The sequence below is a fragment of the Paraburkholderia rhynchosiae genome (genome assembly GCF_002879865.1).
Lineage (GTDB): Bacteria > Pseudomonadota > Gammaproteobacteria > Burkholderiales > Burkholderiaceae > Paraburkholderia > Paraburkholderia rhynchosiae.
On the sequence record NZ_PNXY01000039.1, the window covers coordinates 14765 to 38320 of the forward strand.

General features: G+C 58.8%; 27 protein-coding genes and 2 pseudogenes. 20 read left to right on the forward strand and 9 right to left on the reverse strand.

What is annotated here, in order from left to right:
• Window positions 1-129: 129 nt before the first annotated feature.
• Together C0Z16_RS37920 and C0Z16_RS32115 are read right to left on the reverse strand one after the other, a co-directional pair.
• The gene (locus tag C0Z16_RS37920; RefSeq protein ID WP_154670924.1) at window positions 130-267 is read right to left on the reverse strand and encodes a hypothetical protein; all 138 of its coding nucleotides are present in this window, start codon (window positions 265-267) and stop codon (window positions 130-132) included.
• Between the two features lie 81 nt (window positions 268-348).
• Complete coding sequence (locus C0Z16_RS32115; protein WP_102636060.1) at window positions 349-591, reverse strand: hypothetical protein; 243 nt, start codon at window positions 589-591, stop codon at window positions 349-351.
• A 350-nt stretch (window positions 592-941) separates the two neighbouring features.
• Here C0Z16_RS32115 and C0Z16_RS37925 point away from each other — a divergent pair, with 350 nt between their 5' ends.
• Both C0Z16_RS37925 and C0Z16_RS39665 read left to right on the forward strand, forming a co-directional pair.
• Entirely contained in the window at window positions 942-1109 is a 168-nt protein-coding gene (locus C0Z16_RS37925) for a hypothetical protein (RefSeq protein ID WP_158244555.1), read from the forward strand.
• Between the two features lie 36 nt (window positions 1110-1145).
• The gene (locus C0Z16_RS39665) at window positions 1146-1619 is read left to right on the forward strand and encodes a hypothetical protein (protein WP_407070715.1); all 474 of its coding nucleotides are present in this window, start codon (window positions 1146-1148) and stop codon (window positions 1617-1619) included.
• 6 nt (window positions 1620-1625) lie between these two features.
• Here C0Z16_RS39665 and C0Z16_RS37930 read toward each other — a convergent pair whose 3' ends face one another.
• Window positions 1626-1790, reverse strand: a complete 165-nt coding sequence (locus C0Z16_RS37930; RefSeq protein ID WP_158244556.1) for a hypothetical protein — start codon at window positions 1788-1790, stop codon at window positions 1626-1628.
• Between the two features lie 85 nt (window positions 1791-1875).
• Between C0Z16_RS37930 and C0Z16_RS32140 the strand changes: the two genes are divergently transcribed.
• Together C0Z16_RS32140 and C0Z16_RS32150 are read left to right on the forward strand one after the other, a co-directional pair.
• Complete coding sequence (locus C0Z16_RS32140; RefSeq protein WP_102636062.1) at window positions 1876-2268, forward strand: hypothetical protein; 393 nt, start codon at window positions 1876-1878, stop codon at window positions 2266-2268.
• A 762-nt stretch (window positions 2269-3030) separates the two neighbouring features.
• Complete coding sequence (locus tag C0Z16_RS32150; protein WP_244201435.1) at window positions 3031-3456, forward strand: hypothetical protein; 426 nt, start codon at window positions 3031-3033, stop codon at window positions 3454-3456.
• A gap of 32 nt (window positions 3457-3488) precedes the next feature.
• Here C0Z16_RS32150 and C0Z16_RS32155 read toward each other — a convergent pair.
• Window positions 3489-4923 (reverse strand): annotated as a pseudogene (locus C0Z16_RS32155) (Y-family DNA polymerase).
• 726 nt (window positions 4924-5649) lie between these two features.
• Here C0Z16_RS32155 and C0Z16_RS32165 point away from each other — a divergent pair.
• The 3 genes and pseudogenes from C0Z16_RS32165 (at window position 5650) to C0Z16_RS32175 (ending at window position 7261) form a co-directional block, all read left to right on the forward strand.
• Window positions 5650-6128 (forward strand): annotated as a pseudogene (locus tag C0Z16_RS32165) (DUF2778 domain-containing protein).
• Window positions 6128-6406, forward strand: a complete 279-nt coding sequence (locus tag C0Z16_RS32170; RefSeq protein WP_102636063.1) for a hypothetical protein — start codon at window positions 6128-6130, stop codon at window positions 6404-6406. Before C0Z16_RS32165 ends, C0Z16_RS32170 begins: the two are co-directional and overlap by 1 nt.
• Window positions 6407-6586: 180 nt before the next feature.
• Window positions 6587-7261: a hypothetical protein gene (locus C0Z16_RS32175; protein WP_102636064.1), complete on the forward strand. Its 675-nt coding sequence runs from the start codon at window positions 6587-6589 to the stop codon at window positions 7259-7261.
• A gap of 493 nt (window positions 7262-7754) precedes the next feature.
• Here the strand turns inward: C0Z16_RS32175 and C0Z16_RS37935 are convergent, their stop codons facing one another.
• The 4 genes from C0Z16_RS37935 to C0Z16_RS32195 form a co-directional block, all read right to left on the reverse strand.
• Window positions 7755-7931: a hypothetical protein gene (locus C0Z16_RS37935; RefSeq protein WP_158244557.1), complete on the reverse strand. Its 177-nt coding sequence runs from the start codon at window positions 7929-7931 to the stop codon at window positions 7755-7757.
• 143 nt (window positions 7932-8074) lie between these two features.
• Window positions 8075-8530, reverse strand: a complete 456-nt coding sequence (locus C0Z16_RS32185) for a hypothetical protein (RefSeq protein WP_102636066.1) — start codon at window positions 8528-8530, stop codon at window positions 8075-8077.
• 117 nt (window positions 8531-8647) lie between these two features.
• Window positions 8648-9589 (reverse strand): tyrosine-type recombinase/integrase, encoded by a 942-nt coding sequence (locus C0Z16_RS32190; protein WP_102636067.1) that lies wholly within the window; start codon window positions 9587-9589, stop codon window positions 8648-8650.
• Window positions 9558-9854, reverse strand: a complete 297-nt coding sequence (locus C0Z16_RS32195) for a hypothetical protein (RefSeq protein WP_146014386.1) — start codon at window positions 9852-9854, stop codon at window positions 9558-9560. Before C0Z16_RS32195 ends, C0Z16_RS32190 begins: the two co-directional genes overlap by 32 nt.
• 114 nt (window positions 9855-9968) lie before the next feature.
• Here C0Z16_RS32195 and C0Z16_RS32200 point away from each other — a divergent pair, with 114 nt between their 5' ends.
• The 11 genes from C0Z16_RS32200 (at window position 9969) to C0Z16_RS32255 (ending at window position 18953) form a co-directional block, all read left to right on the forward strand.
• Window positions 9969-11174 (forward strand): hypothetical protein, encoded by a 1206-nt coding sequence (locus C0Z16_RS32200; RefSeq protein WP_102636069.1) that lies wholly within the window; start codon window positions 9969-9971, stop codon window positions 11172-11174.
• Window positions 11175-11319: 145 nt separating this feature from the next.
• Complete coding sequence (locus C0Z16_RS32205) at window positions 11320-12153, forward strand: tyrosine-type recombinase/integrase (RefSeq protein ID WP_407070716.1); 834 nt, start codon at window positions 11320-11322, stop codon at window positions 12151-12153.
• 168 nt (window positions 12154-12321) lie between these two features.
• Complete coding sequence (locus C0Z16_RS32210) at window positions 12322-12573, forward strand: AbrB/MazE/SpoVT family DNA-binding domain-containing protein (protein WP_102636070.1); 252 nt, start codon at window positions 12322-12324, stop codon at window positions 12571-12573.
• Window positions 12567-12917 (forward strand): type II toxin-antitoxin system ChpB family toxin, encoded by a 351-nt coding sequence (locus C0Z16_RS32215; protein ID WP_102636071.1) that lies wholly within the window; start codon window positions 12567-12569, stop codon window positions 12915-12917. The genes C0Z16_RS32210 and C0Z16_RS32215 overlap by 7 nt, the downstream gene beginning before the upstream one ends.
• Before the next feature lie 554 nt (window positions 12918-13471).
• Window positions 13472-13666 (forward strand): hypothetical protein, encoded by a 195-nt coding sequence (locus tag C0Z16_RS32230; RefSeq protein WP_102636074.1) that lies wholly within the window; start codon window positions 13472-13474, stop codon window positions 13664-13666.
• 24 nt (window positions 13667-13690) lie between these two features.
• Window positions 13691-13819: a hypothetical protein gene (locus C0Z16_RS39410; protein ID WP_279635090.1), complete on the forward strand. Its 129-nt coding sequence runs from the start codon at window positions 13691-13693 to the stop codon at window positions 13817-13819.
• 309 nt (window positions 13820-14128) lie between these two features.
• Window positions 14129-15304, forward strand: coding sequence for a hypothetical protein (locus C0Z16_RS32235; RefSeq protein WP_102636075.1), 1176 nt, complete (start codon window positions 14129-14131; stop codon window positions 15302-15304).
• 378 nt (window positions 15305-15682) lie between these two features.
• Window positions 15683-15859: a hypothetical protein gene (locus tag C0Z16_RS38285; protein ID WP_167403578.1), complete on the forward strand. Its 177-nt coding sequence runs from the start codon at window positions 15683-15685 to the stop codon at window positions 15857-15859.
• A gap of 813 nt (window positions 15860-16672) precedes the next feature.
• On the forward strand, window positions 16673-17080 hold the full coding sequence (locus C0Z16_RS32245) for a hypothetical protein (RefSeq protein ID WP_102636077.1): 408 nt from the start codon (window positions 16673-16675) through the stop codon (window positions 17078-17080).
• A gap of 81 nt (window positions 17081-17161) precedes the next feature.
• Window positions 17162-18031 carry a hypothetical protein gene (locus C0Z16_RS32250; protein ID WP_102636078.1) on the forward strand — a complete coding sequence of 290 codons (870 nt, stop codon included), beginning with the start codon at window positions 17162-17164 and terminating at the stop codon, window positions 18029-18031.
• Between the two features lie 217 nt (window positions 18032-18248).
• Entirely contained in the window at window positions 18249-18953 is a 705-nt protein-coding gene (locus C0Z16_RS32255; RefSeq protein ID WP_102636079.1) for an H-NS family nucleoid-associated regulatory protein, read from the forward strand.
• 557 nt (window positions 18954-19510) lie between these two features.
• On the opposite strand, the gene C0Z16_RS32265 is transcribed toward C0Z16_RS32255, so the two are convergent.
• Entirely contained in the window at window positions 19511-20239 is a 729-nt protein-coding gene (locus C0Z16_RS32265; protein WP_102636081.1) for a haloacid dehalogenase type II, read from the reverse strand.
• 581 nt (window positions 20240-20820) lie between these two features.
• On the opposite strand from C0Z16_RS32265, the gene C0Z16_RS32270 reads away from it, so the two are divergent.
• Together C0Z16_RS32270 and C0Z16_RS32275 are read left to right on the forward strand one after the other, a co-directional pair.
• Window positions 20821-22698, forward strand: coding sequence for a potassium transporter Kup (locus C0Z16_RS32270; RefSeq protein WP_102636082.1), 1878 nt, complete (start codon window positions 20821-20823; stop codon window positions 22696-22698).
• Window positions 22699-23008: 310 nt separating this feature from the next.
• The gene (locus C0Z16_RS32275) at window positions 23009-23233 is read left to right on the forward strand and encodes a dodecin family protein (RefSeq protein WP_018419010.1); all 225 of its coding nucleotides are present in this window, start codon (window positions 23009-23011) and stop codon (window positions 23231-23233) included.
• The last annotated feature ends 323 nt before the right edge of the window (window positions 23234-23556 follow it).

Consider the following 23556-nt stretch of genomic DNA (forward strand, 5'->3'; position numbering starts at 1 on the left):
TCCAAAAATCTATCCAAATATCCGTTTTTGGAACGGAGAGGGTCGGAAAAAAACGCTGACTAATCAGGCACTTGGTGACGTCCGTTTTCGTAAAAAAATAACCATGGTTAATTTTTTGGACTGTTTTGGCTAACGCAGCCACTCAAGGACCGGGCTGGTCAGTGCGTGATACGTGAAAATCACTCCGAGTGCCAGCACGGTGAGCAGCTGCGGAACGAGCTTTTCGCGATGGCGGTACGCGGCACGAATGTATTCGACTGGGGACATGGTTTTCTCCGACAGGTGGTTGTTCGCTCACCGATGTGGCGAGAGTTGAGTCCAGTATGGCGCCGCTCCTGCGAAGTCAAGTCACCAGCGGTTGTGATCCGGTAGGTCGTCAACGGCGGCTGAGACCCGGGTCTCAAAGGAGCAATCCTCGTCACCACTGGTCGCCGGAATGCGTGGGAACTGAACGGACGCCACACCATCGATGTAGACGAAGCGCGCCATCTGCTGCAGCGTGCGATAACGGGCGGCATCCTTGAGCACCGGGTCGATCGGCCAGAAATCGCGCGTGGTGATTTTCCCGTCGACAATCTTCTGCGCGAGCATTGAGAAAATCGGGCCGCGCTTCTCCCAGTCCTCCGTTGTGCGACTAAGTAAATCGAGGATGTACGGCGCATGCCGGGTTTGACGTGCTATCGGTCGAGCTGAACCATGGGCGACTTGTCGACTACCACTTTGAAACGCGGGAGAAGGTTTCGCTTCACGGACTTGACGTCGTGATGTTCAACGAAAAGTGGCAGTTCAAGTTCTCGCATCAGGTGGGCGATGCACTCTCGCTGTTCATCAGCGAGTTTGGCGCCGACCACCTGGCCTCGCGTGACCGGTACTGATCGGGGGCCATCATGTCTCGTCAACGCATCTATTTGTTCTCGCGCTACGTCGCTAGGACATACGCCTTGCCTTTCGAACATCTCATCACCATCGTGCGCGCGTGTGATTGCTATTCGCCGATGTTTCGCGCCGCGGCGTTGCGTCACATCGTGATGCAGGCTCCGCTGCAGGTAACGGGCGGGCAGCCGTTCGCCGCGCGCCGGCGAGCCGTGCGCAGGTTCTATCAACTGTAGTTCTCTTCCCGCCGCGCAGTACGTCGGCGTTTCTCTTTGGCCCGCTTTTACGCGGGCCATTTCTTTTTATGGACACAAATCATGCAGAGAGATCTGTTTTCTTTTGCGCCGGACTGGTACGAGCCTTTGCGCTCGCTGCTGAGCCTCGGGTCGCAAGCGGCTCCGGTCGCTCATCAGGGCGAACTGGCCGCGGCGCGTCGTCAGCACCTCGGACAGTTTTTCACGCCGGACGCGATCGCCGCGTTTATGTGGAGCTTCATCAGCGGCTGGCGGCAGGATCGCCGGATACGTCTGCTCGACAACTCAGTGGGTTCGGGAAGGCTGTTTCAATATGCCGACCCCGAGCGCTACGCTGTTTATGGCGTTGACGTGCAACGACGTCGGCCAGTACAAGGCGACGTTACTGGTGAATCGCCTGAACCTGCTGATGGGCACGAACTGGAAGGCGGAGCCGCGACGTGTCGATTCGAAGCTGAATCTGTACGCGGACATGGTGATCGGCTGCGTTGATTCATCTCACAGCATGTCAGCGCTGCGATGTCGCGTCACAGCGGCGTTGAAGTCTTTTTGCGTCGCGCCAGCGGGCAGACCGTTGTTGTGACGCAGGTCGACGATCAGCAGTTCGCTCCCGGCGAACACGTCTATCTCGTGTCCAGCGGGTCCGGTTACCGGATTACCCACTGATCTTCCGCGCGCTCTGACCAGCGCGCTTCCCTTGCGGGGCGACTCCCCGCGAGGGAGTCGCCTCGTCTATTCGAGGTTCATCATGAAATTTCCCAAGCTGTTCTACGCGGATTGTCGATCCGCTAGCGCCGGCGCTGCCGTTGGTCTCCAGCAGCAGGCCTCGCGCGTTCTTCGCCGGGTGGCGCAAGACCTGCGTCTTCGTTCCCACGAAATCGTCGTCGAGCCGTCGCGCCGGAATTCTCCGGGGCGTGTTTCGCTCCGCACGGAGACGCTGTTTATCGACGTGCTGGACCGGCCTTGTCAAAAGGCCGTAGCCCTCAGCTTCCGTACGCGCCGCGGCCGGTCGGACCTTACGGGTGGGGGCGAAAACTACGGGCCGCTCGAGCAGATCGAGACGACGTGTGGCTATCAGTCGTTCCTGGATGGCCTCCGGCTGGCAAGTGGCGTCGACACCTCGTCCGGAGGTCGCCGATGAAACTCGCAGACGTCAAAGTCGAATACTCGTGCGGTACGACGATATCGGACAGGGTGACGCTTGACCCGGCAACGGGACAGGTGCATCTGCCTCGCGTCTTCAGGCCCTGCTGAGCGCGATGGACGAAACCGAATGCTCCCCGTCTTTTATTCTGGAGTACAACGGCTCCACGTTGCCTGTCACGGTGGATTCGAACGGACTTCGGAAAATCGGAGTGCCCGATGAGCCGAAGTCAGGCTTCGAGCAGCTGTTGAATCCGACGAAGGATCAGCGACAGCAGAACGCACGGTTCCTTCATACTCTGTCGGCTGCGTCCGTGGGCGGCCTTGTCGGCTACGTTCATGCTGCCTCCAGGCTGGACTCGACGACAATCGCCGGCACCGCGATTCTCGCAATAGTTGCGATACTATTGGTATGTCGGTTTTGTTGAAATGAAAGGAGATTGAAATGGTTGCAAATCTCATCACTCTCGTCGTGGGCGTGTCCATTGCAGCATTCTTTCTCTGGACAAATAACAACGGGCGTAAGCGTGATCATGAGCGCGCCTGGGGCAAACGTGACTAAAGATGCGGCCTGACGCCGCTTCAAACAGATAGGGCCGCTCCTTCGGGGGCGGTTTTTTTTTCGCCTTTTTCGACCATTGAACGCGCCTTCGGGCGCGTTTTTCTTTTTGCGAGCTCAGAAATGAACCATGCATTTGTAAAACCTGTGGACTATCAGCAGCCCGTTGCCGTCGCCTCGGCGGTCGGAAACGGAAGCGTCGTGGCCGCGATCGCCGGCGCACGCGCTGATGCGTTGCCGTGCGGTGACCGTCTGGACGTGGAAGGCAAGACTGTTCAGGAGGTCTGTTCGATGCTCTGCAAGGTGTTGCGCAGTACGGAGCTTGAGCCGGAGTGGCTTGTCGCAGCCAACATGCTGGATGACCCCAACGAAGCGACCAGTGGTGCGCGCATGGACCGGGTCTGGCCCGCGGACAGCGTCTGGAACCGCGTGGCTGTCTCCGTTGACATTGGCAGATCCGAAGGCTGGATTGTCCACGTCGACTGGATCACGCGCACCGAAATACCGGACGCCGTCGGCCGCGGATATGCCGTGATGCCGCTTCTGCGTGCAAAGGTGTTCGTCGCGGACCAGGCGTGGCAACTGGCGCGCTTTATGAAGTTGGAGGCGCACTGCAACTCGGCATAGCCGGGCAGGCCGAAGGAACCCGGCGCCATGACTTATCCGAAAAGTCCGTGCAGATACCAGCGCGGCTCATCGTCGTCAACGGCGCCGTCCGCTCGCGGAAGATCCAGTAGCAGACGTGATCGTCGGCTTCCGCAACAAAGTAATCACGCGTCACTGGCTCGCCCTGGAACCAGCCCGCCTCGACTCGCTCACCGGACGATACCGTGCGCAACGACGTGCCATAGAAGGGGCGTTCGCCTCGCATCAGCAGCTTGATCGGCGCTTCGAGCTGCCACGTGGGGCGCGGCGTGTCTGTCGCTGGTGCGACGTACTTTGTCTTGTCGGTCACCGACACCCAGCGTGCGGCCACCTCGGGTCGATGGTCCGCGAGCGGCACGGGTCGCAGCACGTTTTCTGCGCCTAGGCGCGCGACCAGCAGTTCGAGCAGCCGCGCGTGGTCGGACGCAGTGCCGCCCGGGTCGGGAAAAAGCGAGTCCGATGCAGCTTCGGCCTCTTTGACCTCCTGCACAACGACTTGCAGCGCAATAACGGCGCCCGCCAGTTCGACGCGCGTGAGTCGTTCTTTCAGCAGACGCACGAGGTGATCCTCGCGCCACGTTGGCTCGGCGAGCGACACTTCGATCGCGGTCGGCTCTATCGCGTCCCGGCAAGCTGTTTCTGTGACAGCCAGCCGGTCAACTGCACGACGAGCCGGCGCGCCGCAAAGAGACAGGCTTCGGCGTGCTCAATGCGGTCCGGCAGTTCCACGCGCGCCCGGAAAGTCTGCGGCGTCTCAAACCATTCGTACACTTCGGGTGCATCTCCACTCGCGCGGTCGAGCAGATCAAGCAATGCCGTTCCGCAGCGTTTCTTGAGGCCTGCGCGAGGCAGGCGCATGAGTTGTCCGACCGTCTCGCAGCCAATGCCGGATAGCCAGTCCAGATGGCGACGGGAGGGCGGGGGCAGGTTCACGGGCAGGTTGGCCAGCGCGCGAGCGAGCGAATCATGAGACAACGCTGCGCCGCCACGATAACGCGCGAGTAGCCATGCGGCCTGTCCCGTTGGCGCCACGCTGATCGTGGCGGTTACGCCGATCGCGGCCGCTACGCGGCGCGCCATACGGCGCAGGGATCGGATGCCGCCGAACAGCCGCAGGCTTGCCGACACGTCGACGAGCACCGTACCTTCTTCCGCAATCACGACCTGCGGTGACAGGTTCAGCAGGCCTGTGGCGACCTCGCGCACGGCGTTGACCTCCGCCGCGCCGTCGCGCTCCTGCATCTGGGTGGCCGGGGCGAGCGTCAGTACACCGCCGCGGCGCATTCCGATGCACACGCCGGCAGCGCGCGCAGACGTATCCGCGGCAATGACGCGCTCCTTTTCGAGCACGGCAAGGCCTTCGGCTGCATCGAGCGCTTCATGCGACCACTTCGGCCGAAACACTTCGAGGCACAACAACGGAAGATGGACGCCTATCCACAGTTGCATTGCGTTTTACGTTCAGGATCGGAGAGGGCGTCAATGCGACGAACAGCGGTTCATCGCGCGCAGGGCCACGGCGTTTCAGGAATTCGATGTTGACGCCGTCTTTTGCGGCGCGGATCGCGAGCCGCAATGGCGCGGGTGATGCATCGCGCGTCGTAGCCAGCGGCCGCAGCATGAAAAACAGCGACTCAGACGCCTGCGCGGCCAGGTGCAGCCGGCGCAATGACTCGGGCCGTACATGGTTCTGCCAGAAAAGCAGCGCGCCGCAAGTGCCAGCCCGCAGAATCTGCTCCGCAGCCACAACGCATCGGCCGTTCTCGGCGCCTTCACCGTCATGAGATTCGCCGCATCAAGTCCCCACCAGGCGAAAGCGGTGGGTTGAACCGATATTTCCGCGGTCACCACAGCCCGGGTAGGAGAGCAGAACGGCCGCGGTCGCAGTGCGGCCGTTGCAGGCGGGAGCGGCTTGAAACATGGTGCGTCGTGCCCACCGTCGACCGCGGCCGCCGTTTCCATCCGGCACCCGTCTCGCGGTTGTCGCTTCGAGTGATTTTTAAATTCACGTGGCTTAATCGCGGGATTTTTCTTCACGGTTTTGAAAGCGCCAGCTTATCAGCGGAGAACTGTGGCTATTGGCGCGATCAGATTTGATTGCGGTTATGAAGCGATTTGTGTGTAGTGGCTGTTTTGGTAGTATTCGCTGGTCGTAACAGAAAACATGAGTGCTTTATGCCTGTCGCATGCACATTCAGCCTGAATTCACAAACCACATCGGTACTATCTTGCCCCGGCGTTGGGCTGTTCAGTGCATTTTCAGGTACGTCCACCGGACGTGATAATCCGCGGGCGGTAGCACAGGCAGATACTGGACCGTTACCGCCGGGACGCTACTATCTCGTAGATCGCCAAAGCGGCGGCCGTTTGGGCTGGCTTTATGACTTCGCACGGACGTACGCCTATGGACAGACCGAACCCAGTGGTTCATGCTGTGGCGCGAAGGCTCGGGGGATACGACGGTTATCAATGGCGTCCGGCGGGGCTCTTTCCGTCTTCACCCAATGGGGCCGCGCCGGCTGTCAGAAGGTTGCATAACAGTCGTGAATCAAGATCAGTTCAAAATACTGGCCGATTATCTGCACAAACAGGGTGCGACGTTGCCGATCCCGGGCACTGCGCTGAAGGCATACGGCTACGTGGACGTACAGTAATGAAAATTGCCCGCAATATCGCAAACGTCGCGGCCACGTTGGTGCTGGGTGACCTGCTTGCGCGCCAGGTGGCAACAGCAGTGTATGCAAGTCCTGACGCGGTCCAGTCAATAAGACGGCTTCTGATGTCGGTCGGCGTATTAAAGCCCGACAGTTCGTACGACATCGACGGTCCCTTGCTGATCGCAATTCTCGTCGTGTCGGTTGCGATAGTCGGCGTGGCTGTCTGGGCCATCAACATCGGTGCACGACGCTACCGGCAAGCGGCGCACCACTGAGGCCGGGGATGCGCAGTTAATCGCGCCGCACGGTCGTCTGATGCCGCTGCATTGCTCCCGAATCTCACCTCTCGTAAGCGAATGGCAAACCGATCCACAACACGGAAACAACCTCGACCTTCCTCGACGGGGACGCCGGCATCGATCAGGCCGGATGCGCACGAGGAACTACCAGACGAAGTGAAGGATCGGTTGACCCATGCAGAGATCGTCCGGCTCGACGGCCAGGTGACCGGGTTGGAGTGCGGCACGATGTCGGTGAAAACTGAGGGGTCCCCGTATGGCGTTACCAAAGGACTGTTGCGTTCGTTTCGATTTCAGGTGAATGGGACGTCCCTCGTCCTGTATTCGCCGGAAAGCGCCATCCCTTTCTACGGCAAAGTGGAGTTGCCGCTTGCGGACGGCGACGATGTCTGTCTCGCAATTGCGTCCGAAGCGCTGGACGGGCAACACCTGGTGTATGGGCTTCGCCATCCGGCGGACCCGCGCGTTTTTGTTGCATTCGCTGCGGGCTCCCTCGAGTTCCAGCCGGACAGACAGATGTACTACCTGCCGCGCCTCCCCCGTTTCTGGGGAAAAAGCAGAGGGTGGCAGGCGTCGAGATTTGGCGTGGCAGCCATCATGGCCTTCTGCCTTTTCAACTATCTCGCACGCGGTGAGCGGGTCGAGCACGGACTCTCGGCGTACGTAGTGATGAATTCGATCGTCGCAGTTGCCTTGGCAGGTTACTTACTGACTATCGCTTATGGGGCGTTGCGTTGGCGACTGAATCTGCCGACGCTCCGTCAGCGCAATCTTCTTGCAGTACTGCATGCGCTTGAGGTTTTCGACAAGAGCACGATACGCGCGGTGTAATTTGCTACCGTCTCGCGATAGCCTGCCCGGCTCCGGTCATCACGTGAACCGCGGGAGCGCGGTTCACGCGGTCAGTCGGTAGGGCGGCTCCTCACGTAGGCTTCTTCCGCCTTCGCGATCTGACGACGCAAACAGGCGCGCATGTCGTACGCCGCTTCGGCGGCCGTCCTTGCATAGCCTTCGCTGATGATGACCGTCTGCCTTGACCTCAAGCAACTCTCTGCCTTCATCGCGAACGCGGTTGAGTACCGTTTTCGAGATGCGCCAGACCCACTCATCAAGACCAATCTTGTCGGTCGACGGGTACATGTGCCGAACAATTCGCCGTGTGTGAATGTGAACAGGTCATCTCTAGTCACCACGAACTCCAGTGGGGTATCGTCAATCGCCATTTCTCGCCTTCATTTAAGTTAACCGCGCCCCTGCGTGGCAGCGTTCTTCTCAATCCGATCGCACTGGTGAGCCTCTAATCTGTCCATACGCACACGCCGCTTCACTGATCGTTTTCATCGTCGGTCAGCGCCGCGACACGTGGCCATGGCCACGCCTGGAGAGCCCAGCCAGGCGGCTCATCCATCACCTGAAAATTGTACTCATGCGGATCATCGAAAATATCGTTGTACGTCTCGTCCAATTCCTGTTGCATGCACTCAAGGTCGGACATGCTCATGTAGTGCCACGCCTTGCGGAAGCGGTGTTCTCCGGCGACGACTTTTCGCGCCGGGAGGTCGATAACTATCCTGTGTGACAGATACGGCTCACTCGCCCACAGGGACTCCCAACGACCGACGGCGTATCGGCATGTCAAAGCGGTCACTGAAGCATCCGCACGATAACTGCGCCTGCAGGCTTGCCGCCTTCGCGATCGACATAGAACGCGACGGCACCTCTTACGACATCGAGCGAGCGGATATGAATCGGCTGGTCCGTCGCGGTCGCCGGCTGATTGGCAGCAGTGCGGCGACGCTTGATTTCCAGAGCGTTATACGTAATCGGGTAGTCGATCATCTGCGCCTCGGCCAGAACCACGAGTCGGATGCAGTCGTGGCGCACGCCCATCAGTTCCACTTCAATGATCCTGTTCAGGATGACGTCCAATGCGGTGAGCAAGTCGGTGTGCTGGGGCCGCAGCGGCTCGTCGGCGAGGAGCTGAACGATGGCGCGGACCAGCCTCGAATTTTTCACGAGCACGATGCGGTACCGCGTAACGCGAGGCTCCCGGCTATACGCCGGATAGATGATATCTTTGAACGCGCTTTTATAGAACATGGCTGAGCCTCAGAGTATGGCCGTACCCCGTGTACGGTTCACACACCAGGCTACGCGGCGGTGGCCAAAGTCAAGGGAGCATCGGGCACGTAGGCGTCTTATGCGGCGCTTCAGTCGTCATCCCCTACGTGCTGATCGCCCATCACAACCGGCGGGGAAAATCGTCTCGCGCAATCGGGTCGCCGTCCTGTGACTGGACAGGCCCATCAGGTTACTCATCTGTTCGTTGGTCTTGCCTTCCAGAAGGTGTCTGCGACCATACGTGTTGCGCAACAACCGCGGACTTTCGTCGGCGGCCGCAGCGCCGGCAACGCGTAACGCACTCCGTACGCATTGCCCCAGCGTTGCAGGCTTCATTGGCTTGCCGCCCGCCGTCGCCATGAATAGCAGACCGTCCGACGCCGGCAGTGCGGCGCGCGCCTTCGCATACTCCCTCACGATCTCTATCGCGAACCCGTCGACGGGCACGCGGCGCGCAATGCGCGGCCCATGTTTTTTCACGTAGACGGTGACTCTCGACCCTGCTGTGTCGAGATCGTCCACGCTCAGTGCGCTAAGTTCGGCCGCCGTAATACCAGTGGCAAGCAACAGCGCGACGATCGCCCGGTTACGCAGTTCCTTGAACGACTCGAAGGTCGCTGTGCGGCAGACGTCCTGCAGCCGGGCATCTTCGTCTGGCCACAGGAAGACTGGCATCGGCTCGTCGTCGGGCCAATGCTCGCTCGGCAGCAGAGCGGCGGCCGGATTGTCAGTGCGCAAGCCGAGCAGGGAAAGATGGCGCGAGAGCCGGTCCATCAGTTTGAGATAGCGCAGGCGAGTCGACGTACCCGGCTCGCAGTCGCGGTCGAGGTCGGCAAAGAAACCGTCGATGTGATCAGTGCCGAAGTCCATCAGCGTAATGCCGCGGCTGCCGAGATAGCGATAAAAGCGGGCAAACATCGACCGATGCTGAACGATGGAGCGCTCAGCAAAGGCACGCCTGTCTGCGCCGGTCGCCTCGGCGCGTTGCCATTCGGCATAAGCCGCTTCAGGGTCCGACAGCCAGAATTCGCAATCCATAAATGTATATACTGAAAGTGCGCCTTCCCCAATCATAACGAAGCTCGCGCTTCGCCGAAAACCCGGCCGCCAGAAGGAAGGGGCACTGGTCGAAGAGGGTCGGGGTGTCGGTTCCAAACGCTGATTTACCCATACCGGTCGCGACATGAGCCGTCGCGCTTAGGTGATTGTCGGCAAGCGCAAACGCGTCAACGACGCCGGCGGGCGTCTGCCACATCATCCGGTAAAGCAGCGTTCGACACTGTTGCGATAGCTCGTCGGTCATGCGATTCCCCATCTTGTTGATCTTCCGCACCCGCGCCTTGGCATCGGTCAGCGGTCGGTACGATGGGCAACAGCCCTCCCGTCGCACACATTACCCTACTGATGGGTTCTGAAGGTGGAACCGGGCTGGCTGCTTGGCGAGCAAGACACGTCGACGCCGACGGAGTCCGCTGCCGCCGATGAAGTACAGCCGACCTGCTCAGCCGCCGAAATCATCGTCGCCGTCGGGCGCGCGCTTGCGGCGGGGAGAAAGTGGAGCACGGTAGAGCGCAATGCTGAGCTTTTTGCGATGCGCTACGGCATCAAGGCCCAAGGCCGGACTCTGGCGTCAGTTGCCATGCAGCATGGCATTACGGAGAGCCGCGCATGCCAGATCCTCACGCAGATGCGTGCGAACGCCCGCGATTTTCCCTCAGAATATGTCGACGCGTTCCGCGGAATTGACACGACGGCCAACCAGCACCTGCCGTGCTCGCCCGAGCGCCTTGAAGCAGTCCTGCGTCCATTGCTCGGTGACGGTCCGACCATCGAGGACGCGTGGCGCTTCGCACGAGACTACCTCGATGCACACCTTATCACCCTCGAGGCGCATCTCTTCAGTGCCCCAGACCGTTCAAGAGCCGGTGACGAGCGGACCAGGACGGTGCACGAGATGGCCCAGGCGATGATCAGTGCGGTGGGGGCGGCTCACGTGCGTGTACTGATGGACTACGCTGTTGAACTTGGCTGGGAACTTGATGCCATCAAAGCCATCCGGGATCTGGTGCAAACCGGTCATGGCTTCGAATGGCTTGATCGGCCTGAAAGGGCGGCTCAGGAGTGGTTCTGGTATGGCGAGTCCGCGCGACATAACCCGGTCACACAGGCGCTTCGCCGCGTTTGCTCCATTGCTGACTCTCCGTTTTCGCTCGACGTCGCGCTGGGTGCCGTGGAGCGCCTGAGGGAACTCCGCCTGAGCCGCGAGGAACGCTGCTCCATGCAATACCCGGTACCGCCGGCCTTTGTCACGATCGTAATCCTGTCCCGCCTCAAGTTCCTTGCAGGTTCGCACGGCCGTTACCGGCCGGTAACCCGTCTCGACCCGGAAACAGAACTCACTGCGCACGAGCACCGGCTGTTTATGGCGCTGTTGCGGCACGGCCCGAGCGTGACCTGGAACGCGCTCGCATCGGAGCTGGTCAGAACCGGTCAGATCGGCGAGTTGACGCTCAGAGCGCTGCTGTCGCGCTCGCCGATCATCTATACGCAGTCGCCGGGCGTCTGGGCCTTGCGCGGTGTCCGCATGAATGGCGGAAAACTTCCGGCGGACTGCGCGGCCTAGATCCGGCACCCTCGCGTGACGGCCGGCCAGAAACGGGCGCCACCCGGAAGCGACGGCGCATCGGGGTCCTCCAAGGAATCGTTCCGCATGTAAAGGCCTCCGACATGATGGGCACGTCTCTCAGGCTCTGCCCCGGCCCTAGGAAATGGGCAGAATCCTTGCGCCGACCCTTTGCGGTCGGCTCTTTTTTGCCTGCGGTGGCCGCTTTTCCGAGGAATCGAATAAACAAGCCGTGATACGCTTGAAAAAGACCCTCATCAAATCTCTCTCTGAATATGTCTTTAACCAATCCCATTCAGAGGGGCGCATGGCCCAAGCTGCAACACTCCGACCGGCTCAAATCCGGCATCTACTCGCCGTCACCTCAGCAACATCGCGCCATCCCGAGCGCGATTGTCTCGTTCTCCTGCCAGGCATTACGTGCGGAATGCGCATCAGCGAAATAGCCCAAGTCGAAGTTCAAGATGTGCTGTTTCCTTCGGGCGCAATCCGTTCAGAGGTCAGTCTTCGGGCCGCAATCACGAAGGGTTGTCGGCAGCGATGCATCTATCTCACGCATGCAAAAACGGTTTCGGCTCTGGAGTGCTATCTGAACCATCGCATTGCGCGAGGCATCGGAACCGAGCTAACCGCCGACCGCTATCGCGGACTCGCGCGGTCAACGTGCCTGGTCCTTGCTGGCAAGGGCCGCAAGTTTGCGATGAGCACCAAGCGGCGCATCAACGAGGCCGGGGAGCCGGTTGATTACTCTGCGTGTGACAGCCTCCAAGCCTACGTCACAAAGCTCTACAGGGATGCCGGGATACGCGGCGGATCGTCCCATTCGGGACGGCGCTCGTTTGCCAGTAACCTCATTGAGCAAGGGCACGACATTGAAACGGTGCAGCAGCTTTTAGGTCATGCGGAACTGGAGCATGTTCGGCCCTATCTGGCCGTGTCCGATAAAAAGCTACGGCAGATGTTTTGCGAAGTGTTATGAGAGCCATTTGGCGCTTGCGGGGCATTGAGTTTCAGCGCGAGATGCCGTTCAACCGGGTAGCCATTTATGGGGCCGTCGAGCGAGCCGCCTGTAGACTCAATGTAGATACAAACCGCTTGCCTTTCTCATGGCAAGTGTCTACAATGGATCTACATTTGGAGCGATATTATGGAACTCAAGATTCAGAAGTGGGGCAACAGTGCCGCCGTCCGGCTTCCCGCTGTGTTACTGGAGCAGATCGGCGCATCGGCGGGTAGCTCGCTGAATGCCGATGTGCGGCCCGATGGCGTATTGCTTACGCCCGCTCGCCGCAAGTATTCGCTCGATGAACTTGTCGCGCAGTGCGACGCGAAGGCCCCGGAACCGGCCGACCTTGCTGCATGGGGTGAAGTCAACGCGGTGGGACGTGAAGCATGGTGAAGCGTGTCAAGTTCGAGCGTGGCGATATCGTCCGAGTCAGCCTGAATCCGACGATGGGAAATGAGCAACAAGGGGATTTTCGGCCCGCGCTCGTTCTGTCTCCTGCTGCATTCAACGCGCTCGGCGTGGCGCTAGTCGCGCCGATTACGCAAGGCGGTGAATTTGCGCGATATGCCGGGTTCGCCGTGCCGCTCTCGGGTTCGGGCACCGAAACGCAAGGCGTTGCGCTTGTGAACATGGTTCGGACGCTCGATCTTGAGGCGCGCGGCGCGCGCAAGGTTGAGCGCGCGCCGGTCGAGGTTGTCGAAGATGCGCTCGCGCGCCTTCAAACAATTTTGGAATAACGGAAACCAACGCAATGACTTTGGCCACGATGATTATTTCGATTGCAACGCTGCTTACGTTACTGGCCGCGGTTAGCGTTGCGCTAGTAAATCGTTGGTACGGGGAGCATTTTTTGTCCGCTGTGGAGCGCAGAAAAGTGATGGAAGCAGACGGTCAAGAGCACGATCACTATTCATTCACGGCTTCGCGCTCGAATACGTTCATCGGCCACACCGTGGGCCGAGCTTACATCGCATTCGCGGCAGTTCGCTATGACCGTTTGATGCGCAAGCATCGGCCGGCCATAGGCGCATAGGAAAACAGGGGGGCAATATGCGTAAGGTTCTGTACGTTTACAAATGCGCAGAATGCGGCAAACGTGGCGAACAACACCTCGACGGTGACTCGCACGACGGCGAAACGTCCACCTGTTCTGCCTGTGGTGCGTCAGTTACCTTGGAATGGGATGGTGGCGTCGTGCTGGAAACGCCGCAGACCATCGCAGCCGAAGCGATTGCGCGCGCTCGCGAGTGCAAGTGACCGGATAACGGAAAACGACGAAGGAGCCGAATCGATGGAGAAGTATCGAAATCGACGTGAACTGCACCGTCAGGGCGGCAAGTTTGCTAAGGCTCCGACGCTGGCGCAACAGGGCTACGCGATCAACACACAGCGCCGCAAGTGCGCGGGCTGCGGCAATCAGTGGACTCCCATTATTGCGACGGGTAAATGCCCTCCCTGCGGCACGCCGTTGACGGCAATCGAATAATCATCGGAAATTCGAAAAACAAACATGCCGGATATTATCTCCAGCCTTCAAATGGCGATGGATATCACGAAGAAGCTTCGTGACCTCAATGAGAAAGTGAAAGACGCTGACATGAAAATGCTCCTGGCGCACCCTTCAGGGCGAGATCGCTGACGCCAAGTTGGAGGTTGTAAGCCTCAAAGAGCAAGTGGCGGCATTGTCGGCTAAGAACGCAGAGCTATCGGCGCAACTCAGCTCCCGTTCGTCAGAAAAGACCTGTTGCCATGAACGGAGGCTACAGATTTGGCGACGAAGGACCTTTTTGCGTCTCCTGCTTCGAGGAGAAAGGAAAGAAGGTGCTGCTGCCACCTGCGACGGGAATACATGGGCACTTTGGGCAATGGTATTGCCCGGTCTGCAAGAACCACAGCTAGCACTTCGGAAAACGGAAGTCAGAACGGCAGTTAAACCGGGGTGGGCCATATGGATTTCGTCGCATCGAGTTTGGGCGGGCTGGCGGCGTTACTTTCTACCGTGCCGAACGTTGTTTGGTCAGGTATCGTCGGATCTGTTGTTACCGTCGTTGGGGTCTTGGCGACAAACGTGGGCCTCTCGCGGAGACATCGGGAACAACTACGGCACACCGCCGACGAAAATGTCCGCAAGCTGATGCACGAAGCATCCGAGAACGCGCTTGAGCGAAGGATGAAGCTCAGGCGCGACGTGTATATTCCGGCAGTCGAAGCGGTATATGCCGCAATGAGTTCGCTCGGAGCGTTGGCCGACCCGGGCAATTCACGATCCGGCATTCAAGAAAAGTTCGTGGAAGCTGTCGGAGCGATATCCAAAGTCAACGCTGTTGCCGGACTTGAAACGGTCGCAGCCGTTGGGACATTGTTGCAGCGGCTCTTGGCGGTTAATCTCGAACTGTCGGTAAAGCGCAACGCCATTGAAGTGACCTACGGTCAATTCCGGGCAAATGCCGACACGGTCACTCGTGCTGTTGCGGAGCACGGTCGTTGGGTGCAGGTCCAGACCTCTATGTTATTTGAAGGGCCGCCAGTACCTGAGAAGTGGAATTTTGTTGCTAACCAGATAGCCTTCCACCAAGGTCAGATCGATTTGTGGACGGTTAAACAAGCGGCCTGCTCCCGGGAGCTTCAAGTAGCACAGCTGGCTTTCCTTCGGGCAATAGCGGAATCTCAACCGAAGTTGACTGAAGCTTCCGTGTCAGCAAGTATCGCGTTGCGGGACGAACTCGGCATGCTGGATGGTAGTCCAGACCTCCTTAGGAGGACGCTGGCGGAGAACGGCGAACTTGCGCGAAGGGCGTTGGAGGAGAGCATTGCGCGCATGGAGCGGGAAATCGGTAGATGTTCGATGGTCTCGGATGAGAAGCCAGTTTTGGTTGAGGCCGACGGGTACCGGCGGCTAGTTGAAGCTGACGCCTACGATGCGCAAGCACCGATCGAGTGGGCGGTGACGCAGGTTGAGCAGTTGCGGAGCCGAATTGTTGATGGGCAATCGGTCGTGATTATGGGCTCCGGCGCGCCGCTGTCGATCTGGTCTGCGGAGACTTTTGACGAGTGGGTTTTGTCGGCACTGCCCAACACGTGGGCGGTCATGCAGGCAGACGCTAAGCGGTTTAAGGCAACATAAAGCGGAAAACCCAACGACGGCAATATGAGAACCGCTATCTTTCTCGTACTGATGATCTGCACTGTTGCAACGTTCGCGCGCGGAGGCGGAGGGCATGGGGGCGGGCATGGCGGTGGTGGGCATGCCGGCAGCCACGCTAGTGGACATTCGGGCGGCGAAGAAGCTCACTCGACTACCCGCTACGGCGGGGGTTATGCCGGTATTGCGGCTCATACCAGCAATGCGAGCGATGCCGACACAGATTCAGAGCGGCCAGTGTGGTACGACTTGGCAGGGCTTGGAATTGCAATTGGCGGGATTGGACTCGTAGCGTGGATGACGAAGACATAAATCGTACTGGAAAACGAAAGCCGGCTGCGACGGCGAAGGAAGGGAAGAATGCTAATTAGGATCGAAGTATCGGACGCCGACTTGGAAGCAATGGAGTGCGACTCTGTTGACGAGTTCGAGGAGCCGATTCGCAATCAACTCGACAACGGCGTTGTTACAAGCGACGGCGGTGCCGGTGCTGATTGGATGGCCGAGTACGACCTTGAAATCATCAAGGTAGATTGAACGAATCGGAAAACGGCAAGGACTATGAACTGAAAGTGTTCACGTCCCCCAAAAGTCCTATGCGGCTTGTCATCGATGAGCTGCAGGTAAATGATGGGCATATCACGCGTGTGCCTTTTGCGGTCGAGGACCTTCACTTGTGCGGCAAGTGACCGGTGAAATGTACGGCCGGGCGAGTAAATGTCAGAAATGCTCCGATTGAACGAAGACTACGGCAGCGTTACCGTCAGCTACTCTCGCGGGTCCCAGTGGTCGTCTGCACTGTGCGTCGCGGCTGCAGCCGTCGCTCTCGGGCTTGTCGGTTATGCCGCATGCGTTGCAAGACCCAGCCTCTTCTCCGAAGGATGGCTCCTCGTTCCTACATGCTTGCTAGGCTTTGCGTTTCTCTTACATGCCGTTGTTCACTACGGCGTTCTTAGGTCGCCAATTCATATAACCACTTCAGGGACGGTTCAGCAGGCTATCTGGGCATGGCGATACCCTGGACCGTTCACTGCGACCTGTGTCAAAGTTACGTGCAAGGTGCCGCGTTTCAAGATTGAACTGCGTTACGCCGGCGCTCGGCAACGATTCGCAGGTGCCGAATCGGAAGGGGATACGATTGGCGTCGCTGTGAGGCTGGACGACTGGTCGCGTTCCAGAGTCGTTGGCAACACTTTGCCTAACGAGCAAAGACACTCATTGAGTGAGACCTGGCTTTTGGGCGGTTGCCTTGCAACGTCCGCCTGCTTGCCAAAAGCAGACAGTCTATTAGGCGGAGACCATTATTATCTCGATGGTCTTGCGCCTTACGGATGTTGGGCAACTGCGGCAATGGCTGTGTTTGCCGCATTCGGCGCGGCATGCTTGATTTTCGTCTTGGCTCAGCGGGCGGTGCGCCCAGTCCGCGCCAATGTGGCCGTCTGGCTTAGCGACATTGCCGCGGCCGCGCTGCTTATCACGGGCTCGACAGCGGTCGTTGGTCACTACGCGCAGTCCTTCGAAATGCGCATCACCCCGGCGCAAGAATCTGTGTATGAGGAGCCGTTTCGAATGGAAATGCGAGATACGCGAAAGGGCTGCAAGAGGTTCCTGGTCGTTCAAGAGCCGGCTTTGCGACGCATAGTCAAGGTCTGTGACACGTATGGCGCGCAATATTGGAGCGGCGCTGAAGCGGTTCGGGTGCATCAGTCCAACAACCGGCTCGGCGTGCATATCGAGTCCATCGATAGGGCTAGATAGCCCACGACCCACATCGCCGACGAATGCGGGCCGGTGCCCGGAGTCACCGACGTCAGAGTCACATAATCGACTTGGGTAAATATGAGCTACGACCTGTATTTTGACCTTGCGCAGCCCACATCATGCGCGGACATTCAGCGTCATTTCAGAGAACGGTCGCATTATCAGGTAAGCGACGGAGCAGTCTACCAAAACGCGAATACCGGAGTGTATTTCCAATTTAATTGGTCGCGCGATTCGGCACAGGCCTTGGTTAGCCGCGTCGCCTTCAACATGAACTATTTCCGGCCCCATGTGTTCGGCCTGGAGGCCGAACCGGAGGTACGCGCGTTTGTTGCTCGCTTTTCGCCAAAAATAGAGGACCCGCAGTTGCACGGTATGGGTTCAGGGCCCTACGCAAGCGACCGCTTTCTCTCGGGATGGAATGCGGGCAACGAGGCCGCGTACGAAGCCATTCTTCAGATGCAGCATCCAACCCGCAAACTTTATACACTGCCCTCCGCTGTGCTGGAGCGCATCTGGCGATGGAACTCGCTCATTGACCAGACACAGGCGAAGTTCGGTGAATCCCTGTTTGTGCCGAAGGTCATGCTACTTGCCGTCAACGGGGAACTCACGACTGTTATAGTTTGGGGCGACGGAATACCAGAGGTCGTCCCCGACGTCCAAGCCGTGCTTGTGGTGCGGGACGAACTGTCGCCAGATTCGGTGAAGAACAAGAGTGCGAAGGACCGGTGTCTGGTTCAGCAAAGGACGCTGGATGACGTCCTCGCCCCATTGCTGGAGAGCGGCTATCCGTTGCCTGTCAGGTTTCCTAGCTACAACGAGCCGCCAGCGGCAGTGCGCACCTTTATCAAATCACTGGTACCAACTAGCGACCACATTGCCGGAATTGCCTTCGACAGCGTCCTCGACCGGGAGCTTGCGTCGAAGTATTCGCGCGACCTGTAGGTTTAGCTCACAAAATTCGCTTACGGAGCGCCCGTTGTACCGGGACATTGAATTCGTACCTGAACCTCGGCGGGTAATAACAGTTCCTCGGTTTGCGACCTGTTTCGCCGGTTTCGTCTCTGTGCAGGCAGGCAGGTCTATTGGGCCTTCCAGCCAGAAGTAGCACACTGCATCTTACCCATGGCATAGTGCGGGCATCTCAACTGCGGAGGCGCGAATGGCGACCTTGGAATCCTTGCAAGCAAAAATCCAGAGACTGCAGGCGCAGGCCGACGCGCTCGTCGCAAAAAAATCGAGCGCCGTTATCGACAAGATTCGGGAATTGATGGCAGAACACGGCCTGACTACTGCTGACATCGATTCACATGTTGGTGGCAAGAAACGCGGACCGAAGACAGGGAACAAGGCTGCAGCGAAAGCTGGGAGCTCGATAGCGAAATATCGCGACCCAAAGACCGGCGCGACGTGGTCAGGACACGGACGCGCGCCAGCGTGGATTGCCGGCGCAAAGGACCGCTCGAAGTTTCTCGTTGAAGGCAATGCTTTGGTGTCGGCACCTGCTGCCAAGAAGGTTGCGAAGGCAGGAAACTACGTGAGAGGCACGCAGCCAGCGCTCTATCTTGACCCCAAGAGCGGCGCGACGTGGAGTGGACGCGGTCGCGCGCCGGCGTGGATCGCCAACGCCAAGGACCGCAGTCGATTTCTGATTGACGGCGCTACTGCGGCCGACAAGAAGCCGGTGGTCAAGAAGGCTGCTGCCAAGGAGGCCCCGACGGCGAAGAAGGCTGCGGCCAAGAAGGCCCCGGCGGCAAAGAAGGCTGCGGCCAAGAAGGCGCCGGCGAAAAAAGCGTCGCGCAAGAGCGTGGCGGTGCCCGCCGCCCAGGTGTCAACAGTCGAGTCTGGCGCCGAGTTCACGACCTAGACGAAGTTGTCAGGTGACCGGTGGACCAGCGATTTTCTGGTTCCACCGGGTGCAGCAAGCCGACGACGTTTCGTTCTATTGCGCCTGTGCTGCCCGACGTTGCTCGGCTTCCTGTTCACCTTGCTCGTCCGCCCGAAGAAAGCGACGAACGTCATTCGCAATATAGTTGCGGAACAAATCGTCTATGTGTACTCCTCCAGTCAGCGCGAATTTTCCGGAGGAACTCAGAGCGAGCAGGAAATGCAGGATGCGTTTGCTAGTTGGGCACAAAGCCGTCTCGCGACGTAATGGGCCTTTCGTCGCAAGCTCGGTCCCGCTCGATGCTTGGTTGCTTGCACGACCCGACTCGATGGCTGGGCCTCAAGCGATAAAGATGCTTGTGAGGGCTGAGCAGAATGGGGTTTCGCCGAAAAGACTGGTTGGAGCCGGAGTGCGGGGCTTCGTGGGGCTTTCGTTGCCAGCAGCAAATGAGTCCACCGCCTGAATTTTCGGTTGCCGTCATCACAGTCGGCGCGGCCTGTCGGACAAAGCGTGGGCAGCGGCGGCGTTGGGAGCCGTCAAGTCGGGCAACCTAGTTGCATCGCCAGGTCGTTTAGGTCTGCCGCCTCATAATCCCACGGCCGTTCAGCGCGTAAGTGGCTCTGTTGGTCCGGGCCATGTTCGACAGGCCGAAGCACAAAGGCAGTTTTTAGGCCGCATTGACGCGCTGCCGCCAAATCGCCGTCATGCGCCGCGACCATGCAAACCTGCGATGGGCTCAGTCCAAGGATTTCGGTGGTGTCAGCATAGACTTGTGGCGATGGTTTGTACACTCTGACGACTTCGGCGCCGAGAATCGCGTCCCAAGGAAGCGCGGCACGCTTTGCCATGTCCACCATCAATCTGATATTTCCATTTGAAAGGGGCGCGATAATGAATCGACGCTTGAGTCTCAACAGCCCTTCTACAGAGTCAGGCCAAGGATCTAGCCGATGCCAGGCAAGGTTCAACTCATCAAGTTCGGCGGCGGTGACGGAGTCGACATCAATGCCGAAGCTGCGCAAGACCTTGACCAGATTCTCTTTGTGAAGGACGTCAAGGCGGACAAACGACCGTCGTCCCCTTCTAATTTCTTCCATAGCGGGCGAGTATTCACGTCGCCACGCGTCTGCGAACTCGGTGGCGTCAACGGCCATGTTGTGACGGCTGAGAAACGGGCCTACTTCTCGCGCAACACCGCCTCGCCAATCAACGACGGTGCCAAAGACATCGAACAAAAGAGCTTTGATTTCGGAATCCGGGGTCATTTCCTGAGCCTCTCAATCGGCGCACTGCAACAAGTCTACTCGCCTAGTGCTGTAAGAACCAAGGCAGCGTCTACTAAAGGCGACAGGACAGGTGCCCGCCAAAGTCTTTGAGTGGAAAGCAGAAGTTGTGTGTCTCGGCATTTACCGCCACGACCTGCGCGTTCCGGCCGACATGACCGTCACCCAGTTTCGAGACTCCGCCGGCTCCCACTCGAAACATTGAGACACATCTGCTGGGCCGGCGACATACCACGAATGCATAAAGGGCTCCCAAGAAGACCACCATCACCGCCATGAGTATCAGAAGCCGACGTCTTTCTTTAGAGTGCGCGTACTTCCATGCAGCGTCCTGCCAGCCCGAATGCATAGACTTGCGCGAACTTCGCGGCTACGGATTCGGAGCGGGCAAGAATGGCACCCGCCTATAATCACTATCACAAGTTGGGAAGCGCCGTCACGGGGAACTGCTGGAACGTAAGCGGAGGTCGGATGCGATGCGACGGTTGCAGAAGTTGTAGTGGGCTGGGGCAGCAGTTCGCTCCGCAGTTACATGCTTTAAAGCGCAACAATGAGGCGGCGTCGTGAATACAGACTCCAATAAAAGTAGCATTGCTGCGCTGACGCTGGCTGCCATTGGAATTGTGTATGGCGACATTGGAACCAGTCCGCTTTACACAATGAAGGAGGTATTCGCGAAACATCACGGTCTTTCGCCTGTCCCTGTCAACGTGCTGGGGGTGGTCTCGCTGATTTTGTGGGGCCTCATAATCGTGATTTCGCTCAAGTACGTAACTCTTGTTTTGCGGGCGGACAACCGAGGGGAAGGCGGCATTATGGCGATGACCGCGTTAGCGCTATCGTCGGTCACTCAGAAATCCCGTTGGTACTATCCGGTGATGCTGCTTGGCATGGTCGGCGCAGGGCTGTTTTTCGGCGACGGTGTGATTACGCCAGCCATTTCAGTCTTGTCGGCCATTGAAGGGTTGGAAGTGGCCGCGCCTGCTCTTAAGCCGTATGTTATCTCTTTGACATTGGCCGTTCTCGTTGCACTGTACTTGTTGCAGCGCAGGGGCACAGCCGGTATCGGAAAATGGTTCGGCCCGATTGTGCTGGTCTGGTTCATTACGCTTGCTGCGATGGGCGTTGCTAATATCGCTAAGAACCCGGTCATTCTGATTGCCTTCAATCCGCTCCACGCCCTCGGCTTTCTCATCCACAACCGGTGGCTGGCCTTCGTCGCCCTCGGTGCCGTTGTCCTGGCGCTCACCGGTGCGGAAGCGCTGTATGCTGATATGGGCCATTTTGGCAAGAAGACAGTTCGCTTGGCCTGGTTCTCTATCGTCGCTCCCGCGCTGGCACTCAATTACCTCGGGCAAGGCGCCTTGTTGTTATCGAATCCGGCAGCGGTTTCGAATCCTTTCTTTCTGCAACTTGGCCCTTGGAGCGTCTATCCGCTCGTAGTGCTCTCGACGATGGCGACCGTTATCGCATCGCAGGCGACAATCTCTGGTGCATTTTCAGTGACTCAGCAAGCTATTGCGCTGGGCTTCCTGCCTCGTATGCGCATCCGCCAGACCTCTGAAAGTCAAAAGGGGCAAATCTACATCCCACTCGTCAATTGGCTCCAGCTCACGGCTGTCATATTGGCCGTTGTGGGATTCGGCTCGTCTTCCAATTTGGCTTCGGCCTATGGCATTGCTGCGACCGCTACGATGTTGACGACGACGCTGCTGACGTTCTTCGTTGTTCGTTTCGGCTGGAAATTTCCGCTGTTGCTGTCGGTCGCAGCGACCGGATTCTTTTTGACGATTGACGTCGCTTTGTTCTCTTCCACGAGTTTGAAAATCATTAGCGGCGGCTGGTTTACGCTAACAATCAGTGCGCTGATGGTCATGCTCATGCTGACGTGGCGAAGGGGGCGCGAACTGGTATTCCAAAGCCTCCAACGCCAACTCATCCCTCTCGACGACTTCCTCCAGTCGCTCTTCATCAATCCACCGCTACGCGTGCCCGGTACGGCCGTCTTCTTCCGTGCAGAAGGTGACGGCGTACCCCATGCGCTGTTGCATAACCTACTGCACAACCAGGTGCTGCATGAACGAACGATATTTTTGACTGTGTACGCCACCGACATCCCCAGAGTCCCGGATAGGGAACGCATCAAAGTGGTCCCGCTTGGACACAACTGCTATCAAGTCAACGTCTACTATGGGTTCTCGGATGAGCGCGACATACCACGCGCTTTGCAAAAAGGTCGGCATGCTGGACTCTCGATTAACCCGATGCAAACCTCCTTCTTTATCGCCCGCCAGACAGTCCTCGCCACGCCGAAAGGCGGCATGGCGCTGTGGCGGGAGGCCTTGTATTCCGCGATGTCTCGCAACGCTCGCGACGCGGCTGATTACTTCAAGATTCCGCCCAATCGGGTCATCGAACTGGGAGCGCAGGTAGAGATTTGAAGGGTAATACCGACTCGAGCGAAGTTTCGGCTCCGTCCTTGGCAACATCACGTTGGGAAAAGTGGCGATAGTTGCCTGGACAGCGCTCGGAACGAGGCCCATCGCTCCACGAGCATTGAGCGCCGGCCTTCGTCAGGAACGAACGCCTGCGATATAGGTGGCGGGCGCACAACATCCGAAAAATCCACCGGCCGCTAACCGGCCGAGACGCGCGGCTCCGAGGGCAGCGACGACGGTCGGCACGTCGGGGCCTATGATGAAATGACCGAGGTGCGGGAATCGCGCCTCCTAACCGAGAGGAGTGGAAATCATGGCCACGCAGGACACTGAATGCAGCGTTTACAGCGTCACTGAGATTATCGGCACCAGCCCGAACTCCTGGGAAGATGCCGCGAAGAATGCTGTGGAACTCGCTGCGAATTCGCTACGAGATTTGCGCGTTGCCGAAGTCTGCAAGCTCGACATGAGGGTCGATGGCGGCAAGGTCGTCGAGTATCGCGCGCGCGTATCTTTGTCATTCAAGTACGAAGCCTGAGGGGCGCTCGCAGCAGCGGCGCGCACTGCTTTGTGTGAAGAAAACGCGCCGGAAGGCGCGCAGGTGCAAAGGCCGTCGAGGCGTCGTCCTTGACATTCGCATGGAGCCAGCCCATCGGCATGGCCTGCGTCACCCGGGTGCTGAGTCTTGCCCCCAAGTTGCATGCCAGCACGACACCTGCCGTTCGTGTTCCGGCTGGCTTCCCGTGCGTCGCTGTGCCCGGCAGAGGTCTGTATGGCGCGCCGCTGGTTGTCCCGGTCGCGATTCACACGACAGCTGACATTGCACGGATTCCCTGGACCAGCCCTTGCTCGCGATCAGAC